This is a genomic window from Stenotrophomonas sp. Y6 (genome assembly GCF_022436665.1).
GTDB lineage: Bacteria > Pseudomonadota > Gammaproteobacteria > Xanthomonadales > Xanthomonadaceae > Stenotrophomonas > Stenotrophomonas acidaminiphila_A.
Map to the genome: position 1 here is coordinate 102,875 of NZ_JAKUKB010000005.1, position 19,685 is coordinate 122,559.

A 19,685-nucleotide genomic window follows, 5' to 3' on the forward strand; every position below is an offset into this window, starting at 1 on the left:
CGGCCGGCGGCGCCGCTCAGGCCGGTTCGCCGCCGCGGTCGACGCAGCCCCAGTTGAGGATGCGGGTGCCGGCCGGCAGCACCCGGCGGAAATAGGCCACCCGTGCCTGTTTGGGGTTGACCACCACCGGCGCCCTGGCCGCGCGCAGCAGCGGCAGGTCGGCGGTGCTGTCCGAATAGGCGATGGCGATGTCGCCATAGCCGCGCTCGCGCAGCATGCGCATCTTCTCTTCGTTGTGGCAGTGGCGGGTGGCGCCCATGGCGCCCAGCCGCGGCCCCACTTCGCTGCCGACCACCGGCACGTCCTGGTGCGCGACGAAGGCCAGGATGGCCCGCGCCAGCTCCGGTGGCGCACCGGTCGCGACCACCACCCGGTCGCCGGCGCGGCGATGCGCGGCGAACACCGCCAGCGCGCGCGGCAGCAGGCGCGCGCGGATGGCCGGCTCGTGCGCGCGCACGTACTGGTCGATGATGCCGTTGAACTCGCGAGCCCGGTGCAGGCCGAACGTCGCGATCCACACGTAGCCGGAGATGCCGAAACGGCGCGTCGGCAGCAGCGCCACCAGCGGGCCCAACAGCGGCGTGGCCAGCACTGCCGCCAGCATCCGCAGCGGGTTGCGGCGGATCAGCCAGGCGAACAGGTGGCTGCCGGAATCGCCGTCGTACAGGGTGTGGTCGAAATCGAAGACGACCAGCTGCGCGTCGTCGCGGGGAACGGGGTAGGACTCGGTCATGCGCTGAAGAATAGCTGACGCAGGCCCTCGCCCGGCTCCTCCACGCGCATGAAGGCCTCGCCGACCAGGAAGGCGTTGACGCCGGCCTCGCGCATGGTCCTGACGTCGCCCGGGCCGAGGATGCCGCTCTCGGTGACCAGCAGGCGGTCGCGCGGCACCGCGGCGCGCATCGACAGGGTGGTGTCCAGCGATACCTCGAAGGTGCGCAGGTTGCGGTTGTTGATGCCCACCAGCGGTACCGGCACCTGGATCGCGCGCTCCAGCTCGTCGATGTCATGGACTTCCACCAGCACGTCCATGCCCAGCTGCATCGCCAGGTCGGACAACCCGGCCAGCTGGCGGTCGTCCAGCGCCGAAACGATGAGCAGGATGCAGTCCGCGCCCAGCACGCGGGCCTCGACCACCTGATAGGGGTCGATGACGAAATCCTTGCGCAGCACCGGCAGCGTGCAGGCCTCGCGCGCCTCCCGCAGGTAGGCGTCGGCGCCCTGGAAGAAGTCCACGTCGGTGAGCACCGACAGGCAGCTGGCGCCGCCCAGCTCATAGCTCACCGCGATCTCCGCGGGGCGGAAGTCGGGGCGGATCACGCCCTTGGACGGGCTGGCCTTCTTGACTTCGGCGATCACCGCCGGGTCGCCGTTGGCGATGGCCGCCTGCAGCGCACTGGCGAAACCGCGCACCGGCGGCGCGTCGGCCACGCGCGCCCTCAGCTCGGCCAGCGGCACGCGGGCACTGCGCTCGGCCACCTCCTGCGTCTTGCGGGCAAGGATGGTGTTGAGGATGTCGCTCATGGCTCTGCTTTCCTGGAATGCGGTACGGCGGTAGGGGAAGACGGGGGGCGCTCAACCGGCCAGCGCGCGGCTGGCGGCGACGTACTGCTGCATGCGTGCGCGGGCGCTGCCGTCTGCGATGACCGCGCGCGCCCGCGCCAGGCCATCGGCGATGCTGTCGGCCACGCCGGCAGCGTACAGCGCGGCGCCGGCATTGAGCGCGACGATGTCGTTGGCCGGGCCGGGCTGGTTGTCGAGCACGCCGCGCAGCATGGCGATGGACTCTGCCGGATCGGCGACCTTGAGGTTGCGGCTGGCCGACATGGCGATGCCGAAATCCTCCGGGTGGATCTCGTACTCGCGCACCTTGCCGTCGCGCAGCTCGCCGACCAGGGTGCCGGCGCCGAGCGAAATCTCATCCATGTTGTCACGCCCCCACACCACCAGCGCACGCTCCGCGCCGAGCTCGCGCAGCACCCGCGCCTGGATGCCCACCAGGTCGGGGTGGAACACGCCCATGAGGATGTTGGTGGCGCCCACGGGGTTGGTCAGCGGGCCGAGGATGTTGAAGATGGTGCGCACGCCCATCTCGCGGCGTACCGGCGCCACCACCTTCATCGCCGGGTGGTGCATCGGCGCGAACATGAAGCCGATGCCGGTCTGTTCGATGAGCCGGGCCACCTGGTCCGGCTGCAGCTCGATCGCCGCGCCCAGCGCCTCCACCGCATCGGCGCTGCCGGACTTGGACGACACGCTGCGGTTGCCGTGCTTGGCCACCCTGGCGCCGGCCGCGGCCACCACGAACATCGAGCAGGTGGAGATGTTGAAGGTATGCGAGCCGTCGCCGCCGGTGCCGACGATGTCGACCAGGTGGGTCTTGTCGGCCACCGCCACCGGCAGCGCGAACTCGCGCATCACCGTGGCCGCGCCGGCGATCTCGCCGACGGTTTCCTTCTTCACCCGCAGTCCGGTGAGGATGGCCGCGGTCATGGTCGGGGACACCTCGCCACGCATGATCTGCCGCATCAGGTCGACCATCTCGTCGAAGAAGATCTCGCGGTGCTCGATGGTGCGTTGCAGGGCTTCCTGCGCGGTGATGGTCATGAAAACTCCAGGATCAGGAAATGACGATGTAATCGCTCTGGCAGCGGATGCCTTCGTGGGCGCCGGGAACCAGGTGCACGTGCAGACCGCCGATGGGGCCGACGGGCAGGCAGCTGTCGACCTCGAACAGGGCGTCGCGGTGTGGCTTGATCCATGCCGCGCCGGCCTGCCGCAGCGCCTTGCGCTTGGCGTCGGCCGGGTCGTCGGCGACCACCAGCAGGTAGCGGTGGGCCTCGCCGAACTCGCCGGCGACGTAGCCGCCCAGGTTCACGAAGTAGAGCCGCGGTGCATCGGCGGCCGGCACGTCCGCGGACAGGCGCACCTGCCACTGCTCGACGCCATCGACCGTCATCCACGAATCCAGGTGCAGCCCCGCCGCATCGCCGAACCATTGCTGGCGCAGCTGCGGGTAGCTCTGCTCGATACCGGGGGCCACGGCGAACACCACGTCATGCACTTCGGTGTTGGCGCGCGCATGGCGGCCGCCGAGCATTACCACGAACAGCCGCAGCGCTTCGGTGCCGCTCAGCACGTGCGGTCCAGGAAGTTCTTCATCAGCGCGTGGCCGTGCTGGGTGAGGATGGACTCGGGATGGAACTGCACGCCTTCCACCGGGTACTGGCGGTGGCGCAGGCCCATGATCTCCTCCATCGAGCCGTCCGGGTTCTCGGTCCAGGCGGTGATCTCCAGCACGTCCGGCAGCGTGTTCTTGTCCACCACCAGCGAGTGATAGCGCGTGGCCTCGTAGCGGTCCGGCAGGCCGGCGAACACGCCCTTGCCCTCGTGGCGGATCGGCGAGGTCTTGCCGTGCATGATGTTGCCGGCGCGGATCACGTCACCGCCATACACCTGGCCGATGCTCTGGTGGCCCAGGCACACGCCGAAGACCGGGATGGTCGGGCCGAGCCGACGGATTACCTCCAGCGACACGCCGGCGTCGTCGGGCGTCTTCGGCCCCGGCGACACCACGATGTGCGAGGGATTGAGCGCGGCGATCTGCTCGACGCTGAGCGCGTCGTTGCGCACCACCTTCACCTCGGCGCCCAGCATCTGCAGGTACTGCACGAGGTTGAAGGTGAAGCTGTCGTAGTTGTCGATCATCAACAGCATGGTTCGTCTCTCATCGTTGTCCTGTTGCGGCGAGCGGCTGCGGGTGGTCGGCCACCAGCCGCCATTCCCCGTCCCAGCGCCCGTAGCCGGGCATGCCATAAGCGGGGTCGGCCGCCACCGAATCGATTCCAAATTTCGCCATGTCCGCGACCGTAACGGTCCAGTTGCACCCGCAGTCCTGCAGCTGGCCGAGCACCGTTATCCGCGGATCGACTCCGATCCTGGCGTAGAACGCGGCCTGCTCGGCCGAGATCCTGCGCAGCCACTGCCTGGCCGTCCGCTTCATGGACCACCGCTCCCACCAGGTAGGTGGCCGGCCGAGCTGCTTCTGCACGCCCGAGTAATCAAAATCCTCAAGCAGATTCTTCTGGATCATGGAGCCGTGCCAGATCACCAGCGCGCCGCTTTCCACGATCTTCCGCCGACCTGCCGGAAACACGTAATTCGCGCAGGACGACATGCAGACATCACCGACGACGCGCACGTCCAGGCCGCGGTCACGGACCAGCCCGCCCAGCGCCAGCCCGGCTTCGACATCGCCGCCGCCCGAGCGGATCGCCAGTTCCTTCAACGAGCCGTCGGCCTCAAGCAGCATGCGTACCGCGGCAACGGAGGCCTGCGTTATCCGGCCGTCGTAATGAACGACCCTGCCTTCGGCACGGACCGCCGCCTGCGCGCCATCCACGGTGCCAGCGGCTCGCGCAGAGGACACCGTCGTCGCCGCTCCCATCACTGCAGCGAGCAGGACGACTGGCAGGCAATTGGCGGCCATGCCGTTCACCTCACAGCCCTTTCGCCGCCTGCGCCACCGCGCGGAACAGCGCGCGGCCCTTGTTCATGGTCTCCTGCCACTCGGCGTCCGGGTCGGAGTCGTAGACCACGCCGCCGCCGGCCTGCACATAAAGGTAACCGCCCTGGATGACCGCGGTGCGGATGGCGATGGCGGTGTCGCCGTCGCCATGCCAGCCGATGTAGCCGACCGCGCCGGAGTAGACGTTACGCTTGACCGGCTCCAGCTCGCGGATGATCTCCAGCGCGCGGATCTTGGGCGCGCCGCTGACGGTGCCGGCCGGGAACGTGGCGCGCAGCACGTCGCTGTAGCTCAACCCGGCCTTCAAGGTGCCGGTGACTTCGCTGACGATGTGCATGACATGGCTGTAGCGTTCGATCACGAACTGCTCCCCCACCCTCACCGTGCCCGGCTCGGCGATGCGGCCGACGTCGTTGCGGCCCAGGTCGATCAGCATCACGTGTTCGGCGCGCTCCTTGGGATCGGCCAGCAGCTCGACCTCCAGCGCCTTGTCCTGCTCCGGCGTGGCGCCGCGCGGGCGGGTGCCGGCGATCGGGCGCACGGTGACCATGCCATCGCGCAGCCGCGCGAGGATTTCCGGCGAGGAGCCGACCACCTGGGTGCCGCCGACGTCGATGAAATACATGTACGGCGACGGATTCAGCGCCCGCAGCGCGCGGTATACGTCGATCGGCCGCGCACGGAACGGCACGCGCAGGCGCTGGCTCGGCACCACCTGGAAAATGTCGCCAGCGCGCACGTACTCCTGCGCCTTGCGCACCACCGCGTGGTACTGCTCGCGGGTGAACGAGGACTGGAAATCCTGCTCGTCGATGGCATCGGACACCTGCGCCTGCGGGTAGCCGGCCCCGCCCTGGCGCAGCCGGTGCGCCAGTTCGTCCAGGCGGCGGTTGGCGCGGGCCCAGGCCTGCGGCTGCGCCGGGTCGGCATGCACGATCAGGTACAGCCGGCCCTTGAGGTTATCGAACACCGCCAGCTCTTCGGAGAGCATCAGGTAGATGTCCGGTGTGCCGAGTTCGTCGGGTTTGTCGCCCGCGCCCAGGTGCGGCTCGATGTACTGGATGCACTCGAAACCGAACCAGCCGACCAGGCCGCCGGTGAAACCCGGCAGGCCATCGAACTGTGGCACCGAGTGCTGCGCACGCAGGACTTCGACCTCGGCCAGCGGGTCGGCGACCTCGCGGCGTTCGATCACTTCACCCAGTTCGCTTACTTCCAGCGTATGGCCGCGGACGCTGTAGATGCGCCGCGCCGGCAGGCCGATGATCGAGTAGCGGCCGAAGCGTTCGCCGCCCTCGACCGATTCGAACAGGTAGGTATGCGGGCCGTCGGCGAGCTTGAGGTAGACCGACAGCGGCGTGTCCAGGTCGGACAGCACTTCGCGGACGACGGGGATGCGGGTATGGCCTTCAGCGGCCTGCTGCTGGAACTGCTCTTGCGTGATCAAGACGGCTTTCCTTCCGGGAATCGACGGTGGCGGTACGGACGACGGCAACGGGCCACCATCGCCACCAGCGGCGAGCGGAAGAAAGGGAACGCTTGGTCGTCAGAATGGACACCGCGCAACTGTACCGCAAATGGGCCGCAGCGGGGGGCCGCGATGCCCGGCCGGAACGCTTGCAGGGGCAACTGTCCAAGCCCGCCTGGGGGTGCGCGGCGCCCCTCCACGGGCCTCAGGCCAGGGCAGCGGGCGGCCGCCGTGGCAGCTGCACGGTCACGCACAGCCCCGGGGTGCCGCCCGGGCCCGGGTCGCCCGCGGACAGCACAACGGTGCCGCGATGGCGGCTGACGATGGCGCGCACCAGGCTCAGGCCCAGCCCGGTACCGGGCTGGCCGCGGTCGGCCTGCAGGCGCTCGAAGCGATCGAACACGCGCTGGCGGTCGCCTTCGGGGATGCCCGGGCCCTGGTCGCGGATGCGCAGCACGGCATGCTCGCCGTCCACCGCCGTGTCCACGCTGACGGTACCGCCGGTGGGCCCGTACTTGAGTGCGTTGTCGAGCAGGTTCACCAGCACCTGGAACAGCTGGTCGGGGTCGCCCGCCACCTGCAGCGGCACGCCGGAGACGCACAGGCGCATGCCGCGCTGCGCGGCGACCGGCTGGTAAAGCTCGACCACGTCGGCGACCAGCTGGTCCAGGTCGACCACGGTGGCATCGTCGGTGGTCGCCGCCTGCGCCTCGATCCGCGACAGCCGCAGCAGCGCGGAAAACGACTGCAGCAGGCCGTCGGCCTCGGCCAGCCCCGACTCCAGTTCGGCCAGCGCCGCCGGCGACGCGGCAATGGCCGGTACCGCGCGCATCGCCTCCAGCCGGGTGCGCAGGCGGCTCAGCGGAGTGCGCAGGTCATGGGCGATGTGATCGGTGGCGTGGCGCACCGCGTCGAGCAGCGCCTGGATCCGGTCGAGCATGCCATTGAAGCGCAGCGCGACGCGGTCGAAGGCATCGCCACTGCCATCGCTGCGCACGCGCAGGTCCATTTCGCCGGCCGCCACCCGCTCGGCGGTGCGGTCCAGGCTGCCGAGCCGGCGCGCCACCCAGCGCGAGGTCCAGCCGCCGACCATCGCCCCCATCACCGCCGCGGCCAGCAGCGCGGCCAGCGCCGAATGCAGGATCAGGCGCAGGAAGCCGTCCTCCGAACGCATGCGCAGGCCGGCGACCAGGTACTGGCCGTTGTCCAGCCGCTGCTGGTGCGCGACCACCCGCGGGGCGTCGTCGGCCTCGACGTCGGTGAACTCCAGCCAGCGCGCATGCGCGGTCCAGCCCGGCACGCTCGCCAGCGTGCCGACGATGACCTCGCCGCGCGCGTCCAGCAGCATGTACACCATGTCCGGGTCGTCCGGGGTGCCGATACGCCCCTGCAGTTCCTCGCGCAGCCGCGCGTAGCCGGCGTGCCGGTAGAGATCGCGCAGCCCGGCCGCGTCGGTACGCACGACCTCGTGCGCGTCGCGCTCGAGCAGGGCGGACACCGCGGCATAGACGCCGGTGCCGAGCACGATGAACGCCAGCAGGAACGCGACCGACACCGCCAGCGCCAGCCGCGAGGTGGTGGAGCGCGGCAGGCGCATCAGCCGTCGAGCCGGTAGCCGGCGCCGCGCACCGTATGCAGCAGCGGCGTGGCGAAGCCATGGTCGATCTTCTGCCGCAGGCGGCTGACGTGCACGTCGATCACGTTGGTCTGCGGATCGAAATGGTAGTTCCACACCGACTCCAGCAGCATGGTGCGGGTGACCACGCGACCGGCGTTGCGCATCAGGTACTCCAGCAGCATGAACTCGCGCGGCAGCAGGTCGATGGCACGGCCTGCGCGCGAGGCGGTGCGGCGCAGCAGGTCCAGTTCCAGGTCGGCCACCTGCAGCCGCGTCGACACGGCGGCCGGCGATGCCCCCGGAGCGCGCCGCGACAGACCATCGAGCCGGGCACTGAGTTCGGCGAACGCGAACGGCTTGACCAGGTAGTCGTCGGCACCGGCGCGCAGGCCTTCCACCCGGTGGTCGACATCGGCCAGCGCGGTCAGCAGCAGCACCGGCACCGTATTGCCGGCGCCGCGCAGCGTGCGCAGCACGGTGAGCCCGTCCAGGCCGGGCAGCATGCGGTCCAGCACGACCGCCGCGTAGGTTTCGGTGGTGGCCATGAACAGGCCATCGCGGCCGTTGTCCACGCAGTCGACGACGTGCCCGTCCTCGCGCAGTCCCTTGGCGATGTAGGCCGAAATCTGGGTATCGTCCTCGACGACCAGTATGCGCATGACGGCGTGGCTGTGGCCTGGGTCGGGCAAGCATAGCGCCGGCGGCGGCGCGGTTCAGCGGGTCGGAGCGGGCGTTGCCACGGGGGCGGCGCGGTTGCCGCCGGACGCGGCTGGCGCGCGGCGCTCGCACTTGCCCAGCGCGCTGCGCTTGAGGCAGCGCGGCAGCACCTTCGCCGTTGCCGGGCGGGGTGCGGAAGCCGGCGCACTGGCGTCCGCGGGCGTAGCCGGGGCCGCAGGTCTGCCGGGCAACCCCGTGCCCCCCAGGACCGCCAGGACCGCCAGCATGACCAGGGCCGCCAGCGAATACGGGTGATGGATGCCGGTGTTCATGGCCCTGCCCTCGGTCACGGTGACTCGACCGGACGCAGGCGGATCACGCCGGCCGACGGACCGGCGTGACCCTCCCGGGCCGGGGACTTACTTGCCGTCTGCCGGGGTGGCGGGCGTTGCCGGCTTGGCCGCGGCGGCGTGGTGGTGGTGCTTCTTGGCGTGGTGCTTGGTGGCCGGCGCGGTGGCGGTCTTGGCCGCCGGCGCCATCTGCATGGCCGGGGCCGCCGGGGTGGCGGGCGTGGCGGGGGTGGCCGGGGTCGACTGGGCGGCGAACGCGGTGCCGGCCCCCAGGGCCAGGCCGACGGCGAGGAGCAGGGCGGAGGTCTTCATATGCGTGATCCTTTGGGCGGGCTACAGCGTGGAAGTTCGGGAAGATGGCGTTTCCAACCATCGCCGACAGATTGCGCCGCGCCGGCTAACGGGAGCGTGGCGCACGCATGAACGCGCTGTAATGTGCATCCGCCACGCAACCGCAACGCGTTCGTCATCGCCGCGTCATCGAACCGGCGGAGCATGGAAGGCCATAGCAGGGACGATGGATGGAGGCAGGATCAGCCTCCCACGAATTCCCCCGGCCGTGGCAACGATGCCACGGCCTTCTTTTTGCCGGTGCCGGCCGGCGCGGCGGTTACCGCGACGCCGGCACCCATGCCGTGCCTCAGCCCTCGGCGAACCGCCGCAGCGCGTCGCCCTGCAGCCGGTACACGGTCCACTCGTCCTGCGGCAGCGCGCCGGCGGCGCGGTAGAAGTCGATCGCCGGCGTGTTCCAGTCCAGTACCGACCACTCGAAGCGGCCGCAGCCCTGCGCCACCGCCAGCCGCGCGATGTGTTGCAACAGTGCCTTGCCCGCCCCGCAGCCGCGATGTTCCGGGCTGACGTACAGGTCTTCCAGGTAGATGCCGTTGCGGCCCAGCCAGGTGGAATAGTTGTAGAAGTAGACCGCGTAGCCGATGGCCTGCCCGTCGCGCTCGCAGACCAGCGCCTGCGCCTTGGCATCGGCACCGAACAGGCTGGCGCGGATCCCGGCCTCGTCGGTCTGCACCGACGATTCGGCCCTTTCGTAGATCGCCAGTTCGCGGATGAAATGCAGGATCAGGCCCGCATCATCGGCGGTGGCCGGACGGATATGCAGGCCGGCAGCCATGCTCACCCCCGCGCCGCGGCGACGTTGGCGCGCATCTGCGCGATCACCTGCGCGTAGTCCGGGGCGTTGAAGATGGCCGAGCCGGCAACGAAGGCGTCGGCGCCGGCGGCGGCGATCTGGCCGATGTTGTCGGCCTTGACCCCGCCGTCCACTTCCAGGATCACCGGCTTGCCGAGCTTGTCGATCATCGCCCGCACCGCGCGCAGCTTTTCCAGGGTCGAGGGAATGAACGCCTGGCCGCCGAAGCCGGGGTTGACCGACATCAGCAGCACCAGGTCCAGGTCCTCCAGCACCCAGTCGAGCACTTCCACCGGGGTCGCCGGGTTCAGCACCAGACCGGCCTTGCAGCCATGCGCCTTGATCAGCTGGATGGTGCGGTGGACGTGCCGCGACGCTTCCGGGTGGAAGCTGATCAGGCTGGCGCCGGCCTCGGCGAAGTCCGGCACGATGCGGTCCACCGGCTCGACCATCAGGTGCACGTCGATCGGCGCGGTCACGCCATGCCTGCGCAGCGCCTGGCAGACCATCGGGCCGATGGTCAGGTTGGGCACGTAATGGTTGTCCATCACGTCGAAATGGACCCAGTCGGCACCGGCGGCGAGGACGGTGTCGACCTCCTCGCCGAGCCGGGCGAAGTCGGCCGAGAGGATGGACGGGGCGATGATGCAGTTGGACATGACGGGGCCTTTCAGCGCTTGCGCAGGGTTTTGATGCGGTCGTAGGCGGCGTTGATCTGCCGGGCCTTCTTCTCGGCCTGGGCGCGCAGTTCGGGCGCTGCACCGGCCAGCTTGTCGGGGTGGTACTGGGAGATCAGGCGGCGGTAGGCCAGGTCGATCTCGGCATCGCTGGCCTCGCGGGTCACCCCCAGCTCGCGGTAGGGCAGGTCCTTGCCGAGCCTGAACCAGTCGCTGTCGAACGCATGCCCCAGCAGCATGCCCACCACCGCGCCGAACAGCGGGTTGGGCCTGAACAGCAGGGCGCCGGCGATGAATCCCAGCAGTTTTCCGTACCAGCGCATGGGCGGGGCCGTGGCCTTGAAGATCGGGGCCGTATTTTATGCCACAGCCGCCCCGGACGGCCTTACACTAGGCCGCCCGCCGTCCCGCCGCGGGCCCCCCGGGTCCTGTGCCGACGGCTTCATCGCCAAGTTCCAGGAGTGCCCGTGCCGACCACGCTGCTGCAATCCGATCTTCCCGGCCTGCCCTTGCGCCACCGCGGCAAGGTGCGCGATGTATTCGATATCCCGCGCGAACGCCTGCCGGCCGACACGCCTGCCGGCGATTACCTGCTCATCGTGGCCACCGACCGCCTGTCCGCGTTCGACGTGGTGCTGCCCGACCCGATCCCGGGCAAGGGCGAGATGCTGTGCCAGGTGTCCAATTTCTGGTTCGCCAAGACCGCGCACCTGATGCCCAACCACCTGACCGGCATCGACGTGGCCAGCGTGCTGCCCGACGGCGTGGACCCGGCGCTGTACGCCCGGCGCGCGGTGGTCACCCGCAGGCTCAAGCCGGTGCCGGTGGAGGCCATCGCCCGCGGCTACCTGATCGGCAGCGGCTGGAAGGACTACCAGCGCACCGGCCAGGTCAGCGGCATCAAGCTGCCCGACGGCCTGCAGCAGGCGCAGCAGCTGCCCGAGCCGATCTTCACCCCGTCCACCAAGGCCGCGGTGGGCGACCACGACGAGAACATCGACTTCGACGCGATGGTCAAGGCGGTGGGCGCCGAGCTTGCCGAGAAGGTGCGCGACGCGACCCTGCGCATCTACAAGTTCGCCGCCGAGTACGCGGCCGAGCGCGGCATCCTGCTGGCCGACACCAAGTTCGAGTTCGGCACCGACGCCGACGGCCGCCTGTACATCATGGACGAGATGCTCACGCCCGACTCCTCGCGCTACTGGCCGGCCGACGAGTACGCGGTCGGCACCAGCCCGCCGAGCTACGACAAGCAGTTCGTGCGCGACTACCTGGAAACGCTGGACTGGAACAAGACCGCCCCGGGCCCGGCGCTGCCGGCCGAGGTGATCGCGCGCACCCGCGACAAGTACGCCGAGGCCCTGCAGAAGCTGGCGGGCATCCACATCGACTGAGTTCCCCCGCGCGCCCGTCCGGGCGCGCGCCACCGCCCCTGCCGGGAGAAGAGGCCGCATGGACATGAGTGCCGCACGCCCCATCGACCGTTGGTTCGCCAGCTATTCCGGCGACCACCGCAATCCCGTCAACCAGGCCATCCACGTGGTCGCGGTGCCGGCCATCCTGTGGTCGGTGATCGCCCTGTTGTGGTGCATCCCGCCGCTGCTGCCGTGGTTCCAGAACGGCATCTGGGCGGCGCTGGCGATGTTCGGCGCATGGGCGTACTACAACCGCCTGTCGCGGCCGCTGGGCATCGGCATGCTGATCCTGTTCTTCGTCTCCGGCTGCCTGTGCCGGCTGCTGGAGGACCGCATCGGCGTGCGCGGCCTGCTGTACGCCGGCGTCGGCGTGTTCGTCGTCGCCTGGATCGCGCAGTTCATCGGCCACCACATTGAAGGCCGCCGGCCCAGCTTTCTCACCGACCTGACCTATCTGCTGATCGGGCCGATCTGGGTGCTGGCCAAGCTGTACCGGCAGTTCCGCTGGAAGTACTGAGCGGCGCGCACCCGCGGGCAGGCCAGGGACCGTGGATGCGGGGCCCGCCGCGCATGCGACACCGCGCCAAAGCCCGTGCGGGGCGAGCCCCGCACTACAGCCCGAACATGTCCCGGGTGGGATGGAACGGGCGTGGCGCATAGCCGAAGTCGCGTCGTGCCGGGTCGATATCGAACACCAGCGGCTCGCGCATGCGTGCCAGCGCGGCGGCGTTCATGCCGCGCAGGCGGCCGATGGCATGGGCCATCGCCAACGCCCCGCGGAACAGCGGCGCCGGCACCCGCAACAGCCGCGGCGGCGGCTGCAGCGACGCCAGCACCCGCCGCACCATTTCCGCATAGGCCAGGCGCTCGCCACCGCCGAGCGCATAGGCGTGCCCGGCGGTGGCCGGGTGCCGCAACACCTGCAGCGCGGCGTCGGCCAGATCCTGCACGTGCACCGGCTGGCGCAGGCCGTCGGCCCCGGCCGGCAGCACGAACACGCCGCTGCGGGTGGCCAGCCGCGCGATCGCGGTCAGCGTGGCATCGCGGCCGGCGCCGTAGACCAGGGTCGGCCGCAACACCGTGGCGGCCGCGCCACGGGCGCGTGCGGCGGCGAACAGCGCGGCCTCGGCCTCGCGCAGGCGGCGGGCGACATCGCGCTCGGCCGGTTCGTGCGAGTCCTGCTTGACCTCGACGCTGGTCGAGCCGAACGCGACCACCCGCGGCGCGGCGATGTCCGCGGCCTGGTACCAGCGCGCGAAGTGGTCGAGCGGGCCGCAGCTGAACACCGCATCGAACGGGCCATCGTCCCGCCAGTCGCCGGACAGGTCGCCCTGTCGCCAGCTCAGCCCCGGCGCGGCCGCACGCGGCGCGCGCGACACGGCCTGCACCCTCCAGCCATCGGCCAGCAGCCCGGCCAGCAGCCGTTCGCCGATCTGCCCGCTGCCGCCGAACACCAGCGCCCGCCGCGGCATGTCTTCTGCGTGTTGCCCTGCTTCCATGCGGACAGCATAGGCGATGGCGGCGCAGCGACGCGCCATGTCCGCGCACGGCCATCGCCACGGGCACCGCCATGGCATCCGCGGCGCGAACACCCGACGCGCCGTTGCCGGTGCCTGGCGGGCCGGTCTCCGCGCCTGCCAGGCGCGCCGCAGCGTGCGCGCGTCCGCCCTCCGGCAGCGCCACGCCGGTCCGTTCCGCCGGGGGCGGCCGGGCCTGCTGCCGGGGCGCGGACGCCGGCCACTCGGGGCGCCCGGCGCGGACCGCGAACCCGAACGGCTCGTTCATCTACGGGGTTCCGGCGGCAAAAAAGCGCCTGCTAGACTGCTGGACCTGCTCGCGAATCCCGCATTCCCTGCATGACATCCGTTCTCCCCCTGCTGCTCGCGCTGCCATTCCTGATGGCCGCGCTCATCGCCCTGCATGGCCGCCTGTCGCGCACGGCCGCGGCGTGGGTGGCCGGTGCCGCCCCCCTGCTGGGCCTGGTGCTGCTGGGAACGATGACCCCGGCCGTGCTCGACGGCGCGGTACTGCGCGAAAGCTGGCCCTGGCTGCCGCGGATCGGGCTGGAGGCCACCCTGCGCCTGGACGGGCTGGCGTGGATGTTCGCCGGGCTGGTGCTGGGCATCGGCGCGCTGGTGGTGCTGTACGCGCGCTACTACCTCTCGGCGCAGGACAGCACGCGCCGCTTCTACAGCTGCCTGCTGCTGTTCATGGGCGCGATGCTGGGCATGGTGCTGTCCGGCAACCTGCTGCTGCTGATGGTGTTCTGGGAGCTGACCAGCATCAGTTCGTTCCTGCTGATCGGCTTCTGGTCGCACCGCCGCGACGCCCGCGAGGGCGCGCGCATGGCGTTCGTCGTCACCGGCGGCGGCGGGCTGGCGCTGCTGGCCGGCGTGCTGCTGATCGGCCGCATCGTCGGCAGCTTCGACCTGGACGTGGTGCTGGCCTCGGGCGACCTGATCCGTGGCAGCGCGCTGTATCCGTGGGCGCTGCTGCTGGTCCTGGCCGGCATCTTCACCAAGAGCGCGCAGTTCCCGTTCCATTTCTGGCTGCCGCACGCGATGGCCGCGCCCACCCCGGTATCGGCCTACCTGCACTCGGCGACGATGGTGAAGGCCGGTGTGTTCCTGCTGGCGCGGCTGCACCCGGCGCTGGCCGGCAGCGAACTGTTCTTCTACCTGGTCAGCGGCATTGGCGCGATCACCCTGCTGGTCGGCGCCTGGAATGCGATCTTCCAGCATGACCTCAAGGGCCTGCTGGCCTATTCGACGATCTCGCACCTGGGCCTGATCACCCTGCTGTTCGGCCTGTCCACGCCGATGGCGGTGGTCGCCGGCGTGTTCCATATCCTCAACCACGCCACCTTCAAGGCCTCGCTGTTCATGGCCGCGGGGATCATCGACCACGAAACCGGCACCCGTGACATGCGCCGCCTTGGCGGCCTGCGGCGGCTGATGCCCATCACCAGCACGCTGGCGATCATCGCCTCGCTGGCGATGGCGGGCATCCCGCTGCTCAACGGCTTCCTGTCCAAGGAAATGCTGTTCGCCGAAGCGCTGGCCACCGGCGGCCCGCAGTGGATGCGCACGGCGATGAGCTCGGCCGCGCTGCTGGCCGGCATCCTCGGCGTCGCCTACAGCCTGCGCTTCGTCCACGACACCTTCTTCGGCAAGGGCCCGCTCGACATCGAGGGGGTGCCGCACGAACCGCCGCGCTGGATGAAGGTCCCGGTGGAGGTGCTGGTGCTGATCTGCCTGGCGGTCGGCATTGCCCCGGCGCTGACCGTGGCCCCCGTGCTGCACGCCGCCGCGCAGTCGATCCTCGGCGCCGCCATGCCCGTCTACAGCCTGTCGGTCTGGCACGGCTTCAACCTGCCCCTGGCGATGAGCGCGGTCGGCGTGGCCGGCGGCATCGCGCTGTATGCCGGCCTGCGCCGGCGCACCGACCTGTATGCCGCGCGCAACCGCCCGGTCGGCAAGCTGCTGTTCCAGCGCGGCATGGACGCGCTGTTCGGGCTGGCCCAGCGCATCACCCACGCGCTGGCGGACGGCAGCCTGCAGCGCATGCTGCTGGCGCTGGTGCTGGTGGCGGTGATCGTGGCCGGTGCGCCGTACGCCGCCGCCCCGGCATGGCCGGCCTGGCCGGCGGCGCAGCCGATGCCGCTGCTGGGCTGGGCACTGTGGCTGGTGATGCTGGCCTGCGCCCTGGGCGCGCTGTTCCTGTACCGGCAGCGCCTGCTGGCGGTGATCGTGGTGGGCGGTTCCGGGCTGATGGTGGCGCTGGCGTTCGTGTTCCTGTCCGCGCCGGACCTGGCGTTGACCCAGCTGATGGTGGAGATGGTGACTCTGGTGCTGATGCTGCTGGGCATGAACTACCTGCCGGCGCAGTCGCCACCCGAGCGCACGCCGTGGCGCAAGCGCCGCGACGCGCTGATCGCGGTGGTCGCCGGCGGCGGCCTGGCCGCGCTGGCCTACACCATGATGACCCTGCCGCCCAACACCGTGGCCGGCGAGATGCTGCAGCGCGCGCTACCCGAGGCCTACGGCCAGAACGTGGTGAACGTGATCCTGGTCGACTTCCGCGGCTTCGATACCTTCGGCGAAATCACCGTGTTCGGCATCGCAGCGCTGGTGGTGCATGCGCTGCTGCGCCGCGCGCGCATGGCGCCCGAGCAGATCATGCCCGGCCCGCCGATCAAGCTGCCGGTACCGGCCGATCTGGCGCAGATCATGTTCCCGCTCACCCTCACCGTGTCGATCTTCCTGTTCCTGCGTGGCCACAACGCCCCGGGCGGTGGCTTCATCGCCGGGCTGGTGCTGGCGGTGCCGCTGCTGATCCAGTACGTGATCCAGGGCACGGTGTCGGTGGAATCGCGCTTCGGCTTCGATTACATCCGCTGCATCGGCGTGGGCCTGCTGGTCGCCGTACTCAGCGGCATGGCGTCGATGCTGTTCGGGGTTCCGTTCCTGACCAGCGGCCACCTCGACCTGCACCTGCCGCTGATCGGCGAGCTGCCGCTGGCCAGCGCGATGGGCTTTGACACCGGCGTGTACCTGGTGGTGTTCGGCGGGGTGATGCTGATCCTGTCGATGATGGGCACGGTCAAGCCGTCGCGCACGCGCAGCGCGCGCCATGGCGAGATCGACATCCACCGCCGTTCGCCGCGCACCGGGGAGATGCACTGATGGAACTGGCCCTGGCAAGCGCGATTGGCGTGCTCACCGCGATCGGCGTGTACCTGCTGCTGCGCGCGCGCAGCTTCGACGTCATCCTCGGCATGACCTTCCTGTCCTATGCCACCAACCTGCTGATCTTCAGCGCCGGGCGCCTGGCCAGCGGCAAGGCGCCGGTGCTCAAGGACGGCGTGGCCCCGGATCTGGCGCACTACACCGACCCGCTGCCGCAGGCGCTGGTACTGACCGCCATCGTCATCGCCTTCGCCATGACCGCGGTCAGCATCGTGCTGGCGATACGCAGCCGCAGCGACAACCACAGCGACCACGTCGACGCGCACGAGCCCGACGGCGGCCGCGACGCCGGCAACCGGGAGGGCGCATGAACCACCTGCCGATCCTGCCGGTCCTGGTACCGCTGCTGGGCGCGTCGCTGTCGTTGTTCGTCGAACACCGGCGCTACGGGCCGAAGGTGCAGCGCAGCGTGGCCTGGGCCAGCATGGTGGTGCTGGCACTGGTCGAAGGGCTGCTGATCGCCGCCACCAGCCAGGGCGAGACCATGGTGTACCTGCTGGGCGACTGGCCGGCGCGGCTGGGCATCGCCCTGGTCGCCGACCGCCTGGCCGGCTGGATGCTCGGTACCACGCTGCTGCTGGCCGCGGCCTGCCTGTTGCATGCGTGCACCGGCTGGGACCGCCGCGCGCCGCACTTCCATGCCCTGTTCCAGTTCCAGCTGGTCGGTCTCAACGGCGCCTTCCTGACCGGGGACATCTTCAACCTGTTCGTGTTCTTCGAGGTGCTGCTGATCGCCTCCTACGGCCTGCTGCTGTCCGGCGGCCGCGGCCTGCGCCTGCGCATCGGCCTGCACTACGTGGTGTTCAACGTCTCGGCCTCGACCGTGTTCCTGATCGCACTGGGCATGCTCTATGCCACCCTGGGCACGCTCAACATGGCCGAGATCGGGCAGCGCATCGCCGAGCTTCCGCCGACCCATCTGAAGCTGGCCAAGGCCGCGCTGGGCCTGCTGCTGGTGGTGTTCTGCGCCAAGGCCGCGCTGCTGCCGCTGTACCTGTGGCTACCCGAATCGTATGCGCGCGCACCGGCGGCGGTGGCGGCGCTGTTCGTGATCATGACCAAGGTCGGCCTGTACGCGGTGCTGCGCGTGGGCACGCTGTGGTTCGGCGAGGGCGCCGGCGCGCTGGCCGGCTATGGCGCCGGCTGGCTGCTGTGGGCCGGCATCGGCACCCTACTGCTGGGCGCGCTGGGCGCACTGGCGGCGACCCGGCTGCGGGTGCAGGTGGCGTACCTGGTGGTGGTTTCGGCGGCAACCCTGTTCATCGCCTTCGCGCTGGGCAACGCCGGGACCATCTCGGCCGGCCTGTACTACCTGCCGCACAGCACGTTCACCGCGGCCGCACTGTTCCTGGTCGCCGACCTGATCCGCCGCCGGCGCTGGCGCGCCGGTGAACGCGGCGAACGCGACCTGGCCGCCGCGCTGCCGGGCAAGACCATCCCCGGCCTGCTGTTCCTGGTCGGCGCGGTGGCGGTGGCGGGGCTGCCACCGCTGGCCGGCTTCCTGGCCAAGGCCGCGCTGCTGTCGGCGGTGCCCGACGCGCATACCGGCCTGGTCTGGGCGACGATACTGGGCAGCAGCCTGCTGGTGATCATCGGCCTGGTACGCAGCGGCATCCGCCTGTTCTGGCACGTGCCCGGCGAGGACGACGCGCCGCCAGCACCCGCGGGCGAAGTGCCGGCGCGACCGTTCGAGACCGCCGCCACCACCGCGCTGCTGGCCTGCGCACTGGCGATGAGCGTGTTCGCCGCGCCGCTGATGCGGCAGACCGACGCCATTGCCGCGCAGCTGCTGGCGCCGCAGCAATACCTGCACGACGTGCGCGGCGCCACGCCGCAATCGAGGCTGCCATGAGCGCGCGCCGGCCCCTGCTGCGGCGGCTGTTCCCCTCGCCCGCGCTGTCGATCACCGTGGTCGGGTTCTGGCTGGTCATGTCCGCCAGCTTCGACCTCGGCCAGCTGCTGCTCGGCATGTTGCTGGGCGTGGTGATCCCGCTGTTCGCCGCGCGCCTTGACCGCGAGTTCGCCCGCATCGGCACGCTGCGGCCATTGCCGCGGCTGGTATGCGTGATGTTGTGGGACATCCTGCTGTCCAACTTCCGCGTCGCCGCGCAGGTGCTGGGGCCCGAGCGCAGGCTCACCCCGGGGTTCATCTGGGTGCCGCTGGACATCGGCAACATCCACGGCATCGCCGCGCTGACCAGCCTCATCACCCTCACCCCGGGCACGGTGTCCTCCGCCCTGTCCGACGACCGCCGCTACCTGCTGGTGCACGTGCTGCACCTGGAGGACCCGCAGGCTCTGATCGCCGAGATCAAGTCCCGCTACGAGGCGCCGCTGATGGAGATCTTCCCGTGACCGGACTCCTGGTTTTCCAGACCACCGTGGTGGTGTGCATGCATATGGTCGCGCTGGCGATGCTGCTGGCGCTGTGGCGCCTGCTGCGCGGGCCGACGGTGCCCGACCGCATCCTCGCCCTGGACACGCTTTCGGTCACCGCCATCGCCGAACTGATGCTGTTCGGCATGTACCTCAATTCGGCGGTCTACTTCGAGGCCGCGCTGGTGATCGCCATGCTCGGCTTCTGCAGCACCGTGGTGCTGAGCAAGTTCGTGCTGCGCCGGGACATCGTCGAATGATGGCCGTGCTGCCCTTCGTGCTGTCGGCGCTGCTGCTGTTCGGCTGCTTCTTCATCCTGGTCGGCGCGCTCGGCCTGGTCCGGTTGTCGGACTTCTTCAAGCGCCTGCACGCCCCCACCAAGGCCAGCACGCTGGGCGTGGGCTGCGTGCTGGTGTGCTCGGTGGCGTACCACATCTTCCTCGGCGAGGATCCGCAGCCACGTGAGCTGCTGATCACCGTGTTCCTGTTCATCACCGCACCGGTGAGCGCCCACATGATGGCCAAGGCGGCCCTGTCGCTGATGATGGAAAGCCGGCCGGAAGTGCCGGGCGAAAACCAGGAAGCGGGCGATGGGAAACAGGACGGCTAGCCGCCGCCCGGCTTCACTGAGCGTCGGGGGGGGGGGGCGGCGGCGGGGGGGGGCCCCCCCCCCCACCAACAAAAAAAAAAAACACACGAGATAA

Annotated in this window: 23 protein-coding genes; 8 read left to right on the forward strand and 15 right to left on the reverse strand. The window is 70.3% G+C overall.

All coding sequences use genetic code 11. From position 1 onward, the window contains the following. Positions 1-16 precede the first annotated feature (16 nt). From MKP15_RS08205 to MKP15_RS16985, 14 genes are all read right to left on the reverse strand, one after another. Positions 17-733 (reverse strand): haloacid dehalogenase-like hydrolase, encoded by a 717-nt coding sequence (locus tag MKP15_RS08205; RefSeq protein WP_104939718.1) that lies wholly within the window; start codon positions 731-733, stop codon positions 17-19. Next, positions 730-1,524: an indole-3-glycerol phosphate synthase TrpC gene (gene trpC, locus MKP15_RS08210; RefSeq protein ID WP_161614962.1), complete on the reverse strand. Its 795-nt coding sequence runs from the start codon at positions 1,522-1,524 to the stop codon at positions 730-732. Before trpC ends, MKP15_RS08205 begins: the two co-directional genes overlap by 4 nt. 51 nt (positions 1,525-1,575) lie before the next feature. Continuing rightward, the gene (trpD, locus tag MKP15_RS08215; RefSeq protein WP_240212374.1) at positions 1,576-2,607 is read right to left on the reverse strand and encodes an anthranilate phosphoribosyltransferase; all 1,032 of its coding nucleotides are present in this window, start codon (positions 2,605-2,607) and stop codon (positions 1,576-1,578) included. A gap of 13 nt (positions 2,608-2,620) precedes the next feature. Next, the gene (locus MKP15_RS08220) at positions 2,621-3,139 is read right to left on the reverse strand and encodes a DUF1543 domain-containing protein (protein ID WP_240212375.1); all 519 of its coding nucleotides are present in this window, start codon (positions 3,137-3,139) and stop codon (positions 2,621-2,623) included. Continuing rightward, a complete protein-coding gene (locus MKP15_RS08225) occupies positions 3,133-3,717 on the reverse strand; it encodes an aminodeoxychorismate/anthranilate synthase component II (RefSeq protein ID WP_104939721.1) in 585 nt (194 codons plus the stop codon). Before MKP15_RS08225 ends, MKP15_RS08220 begins: the two co-directional genes overlap by 7 nt. A 10-nt stretch (positions 3,718-3,727) precedes the next feature. Next, the gene (locus tag MKP15_RS08230) at positions 3,728-4,489 is read right to left on the reverse strand and encodes a hypothetical protein (RefSeq protein WP_240212376.1); all 762 of its coding nucleotides are present in this window, start codon (positions 4,487-4,489) and stop codon (positions 3,728-3,730) included. 10 nt (positions 4,490-4,499) lie between these two features. Next, positions 4,500-5,975 (reverse strand): anthranilate synthase component I, encoded by a 1,476-nt coding sequence (gene trpE, locus MKP15_RS08235; RefSeq protein WP_240212377.1) that lies wholly within the window; start codon positions 5,973-5,975, stop codon positions 4,500-4,502. Positions 5,976-6,201: 226 nt separating this feature from the next. Next, positions 6,202-7,593 (reverse strand): sensor histidine kinase, encoded by a 1,392-nt coding sequence (locus MKP15_RS08240; protein WP_240212378.1) that lies wholly within the window; start codon positions 7,591-7,593, stop codon positions 6,202-6,204. Continuing rightward, the gene (locus MKP15_RS08245) at positions 7,593-8,273 is read right to left on the reverse strand and encodes a response regulator transcription factor (protein ID WP_240212379.1); all 681 of its coding nucleotides are present in this window, start codon (positions 8,271-8,273) and stop codon (positions 7,593-7,595) included. The genes MKP15_RS08240 and MKP15_RS08245 overlap by 1 nt, the downstream gene beginning before the upstream one ends. 54 nt (positions 8,274-8,327) lie before the next feature. Further along, the gene (locus MKP15_RS08250; protein ID WP_240212380.1) at positions 8,328-8,603 is read right to left on the reverse strand and encodes a hypothetical protein; all 276 of its coding nucleotides are present in this window, start codon (positions 8,601-8,603) and stop codon (positions 8,328-8,330) included. An 87-nt stretch (positions 8,604-8,690) separates the two neighbouring features. Then, positions 8,691-8,933 carry a hypothetical protein gene (locus tag MKP15_RS08255; protein WP_240212381.1) on the reverse strand — a complete coding sequence of 81 codons (243 nt, stop codon included), beginning with the start codon at positions 8,931-8,933 and terminating at the stop codon, positions 8,691-8,693. A gap of 328 nt (positions 8,934-9,261) precedes the next feature. Further along, complete coding sequence (locus MKP15_RS08260) at positions 9,262-9,747, reverse strand: GNAT family N-acetyltransferase (RefSeq protein ID WP_054667848.1); 486 nt, start codon at positions 9,745-9,747, stop codon at positions 9,262-9,264. Positions 9,748-9,749: 2 nt separating this feature from the next. Next, positions 9,750-10,424, reverse strand: coding sequence for a ribulose-phosphate 3-epimerase (gene rpe / locus MKP15_RS08265; protein ID WP_240212382.1), 675 nt, complete (start codon positions 10,422-10,424; stop codon positions 9,750-9,752). 11 nt (positions 10,425-10,435) lie between these two features. After that, entirely contained in the window at positions 10,436-10,765 is a 330-nt protein-coding gene (locus MKP15_RS16985) for a DnaJ domain-containing protein (RefSeq protein ID WP_104939728.1), read from the reverse strand. 144 nt (positions 10,766-10,909) lie between these two features. Between MKP15_RS16985 and MKP15_RS08275 the strand changes: the two genes are divergently transcribed. Next, positions 10,910-11,836, forward strand: a complete 927-nt coding sequence (locus tag MKP15_RS08275) for a phosphoribosylaminoimidazolesuccinocarboxamide synthase (RefSeq protein ID WP_161615165.1) — start codon at positions 10,910-10,912, stop codon at positions 11,834-11,836. Positions 11,837-11,894: 58 nt separating this feature from the next. Next, the gene (locus tag MKP15_RS08280; protein WP_240212383.1) at positions 11,895-12,374 is read left to right on the forward strand and encodes an Mpo1-like protein; all 480 of its coding nucleotides are present in this window, start codon (positions 11,895-11,897) and stop codon (positions 12,372-12,374) included. A 94-nt stretch (positions 12,375-12,468) separates the two neighbouring features. On the opposite strand, the gene MKP15_RS08285 is transcribed toward MKP15_RS08280, so the two are convergent. Then, on the reverse strand, positions 12,469-13,356 hold the full coding sequence (locus MKP15_RS08285; RefSeq protein WP_240212384.1) for an NAD-dependent epimerase/dehydratase family protein: 888 nt from the start codon (positions 13,354-13,356) through the stop codon (positions 12,469-12,471). A 357-nt stretch (positions 13,357-13,713) separates the two neighbouring features. On the opposite strand from MKP15_RS08285, the gene MKP15_RS08290 reads away from it, so the two are divergent. The 6 genes from MKP15_RS08290 to MKP15_RS08315 are packed head-to-tail and all read left to right on the forward strand — an operon-like array spanning position 13,714 to position 19,591. Continuing rightward, a complete protein-coding gene (locus tag MKP15_RS08290) occupies positions 13,714-16,542 on the forward strand; it encodes a monovalent cation/H+ antiporter subunit A (protein ID WP_240212385.1) in 2,829 nt (942 codons plus the stop codon). Further along, positions 16,542-16,916 carry a Na+/H+ antiporter subunit C gene (locus MKP15_RS08295; RefSeq protein WP_240212386.1) on the forward strand — a complete coding sequence of 125 codons (375 nt, stop codon included), beginning with the start codon at positions 16,542-16,544 and terminating at the stop codon, positions 16,914-16,916. Before MKP15_RS08290 ends, MKP15_RS08295 begins: the two co-directional genes overlap by 1 nt. Continuing rightward, complete coding sequence (locus tag MKP15_RS08300) at positions 16,913-18,457, forward strand: monovalent cation/H+ antiporter subunit D (protein WP_240212387.1); 1,545 nt, start codon at positions 16,913-16,915, stop codon at positions 18,455-18,457. Before MKP15_RS08295 ends, MKP15_RS08300 begins: the two co-directional genes overlap by 4 nt. Beyond that, entirely contained in the window at positions 18,454-18,960 is a 507-nt protein-coding gene (locus MKP15_RS08305) for a Na+/H+ antiporter subunit E (RefSeq protein WP_240212388.1), read from the forward strand. The genes MKP15_RS08300 and MKP15_RS08305 overlap by 4 nt, the downstream gene beginning before the upstream one ends. Further along, complete coding sequence (locus MKP15_RS08310) at positions 18,957-19,241, forward strand: K+/H+ antiporter subunit F (RefSeq protein ID WP_104939735.1); 285 nt, start codon at positions 18,957-18,959, stop codon at positions 19,239-19,241. The genes MKP15_RS08305 and MKP15_RS08310 overlap by 4 nt, the downstream gene beginning before the upstream one ends. Next, positions 19,238-19,591, forward strand: coding sequence for a Na+/H+ antiporter subunit G (locus MKP15_RS08315; protein ID WP_240212389.1), 354 nt, complete (start codon positions 19,238-19,240; stop codon positions 19,589-19,591). The genes MKP15_RS08310 and MKP15_RS08315 overlap by 4 nt, the downstream gene beginning before the upstream one ends. Positions 19,592-19,685: the final 94 nt, after the last annotated feature.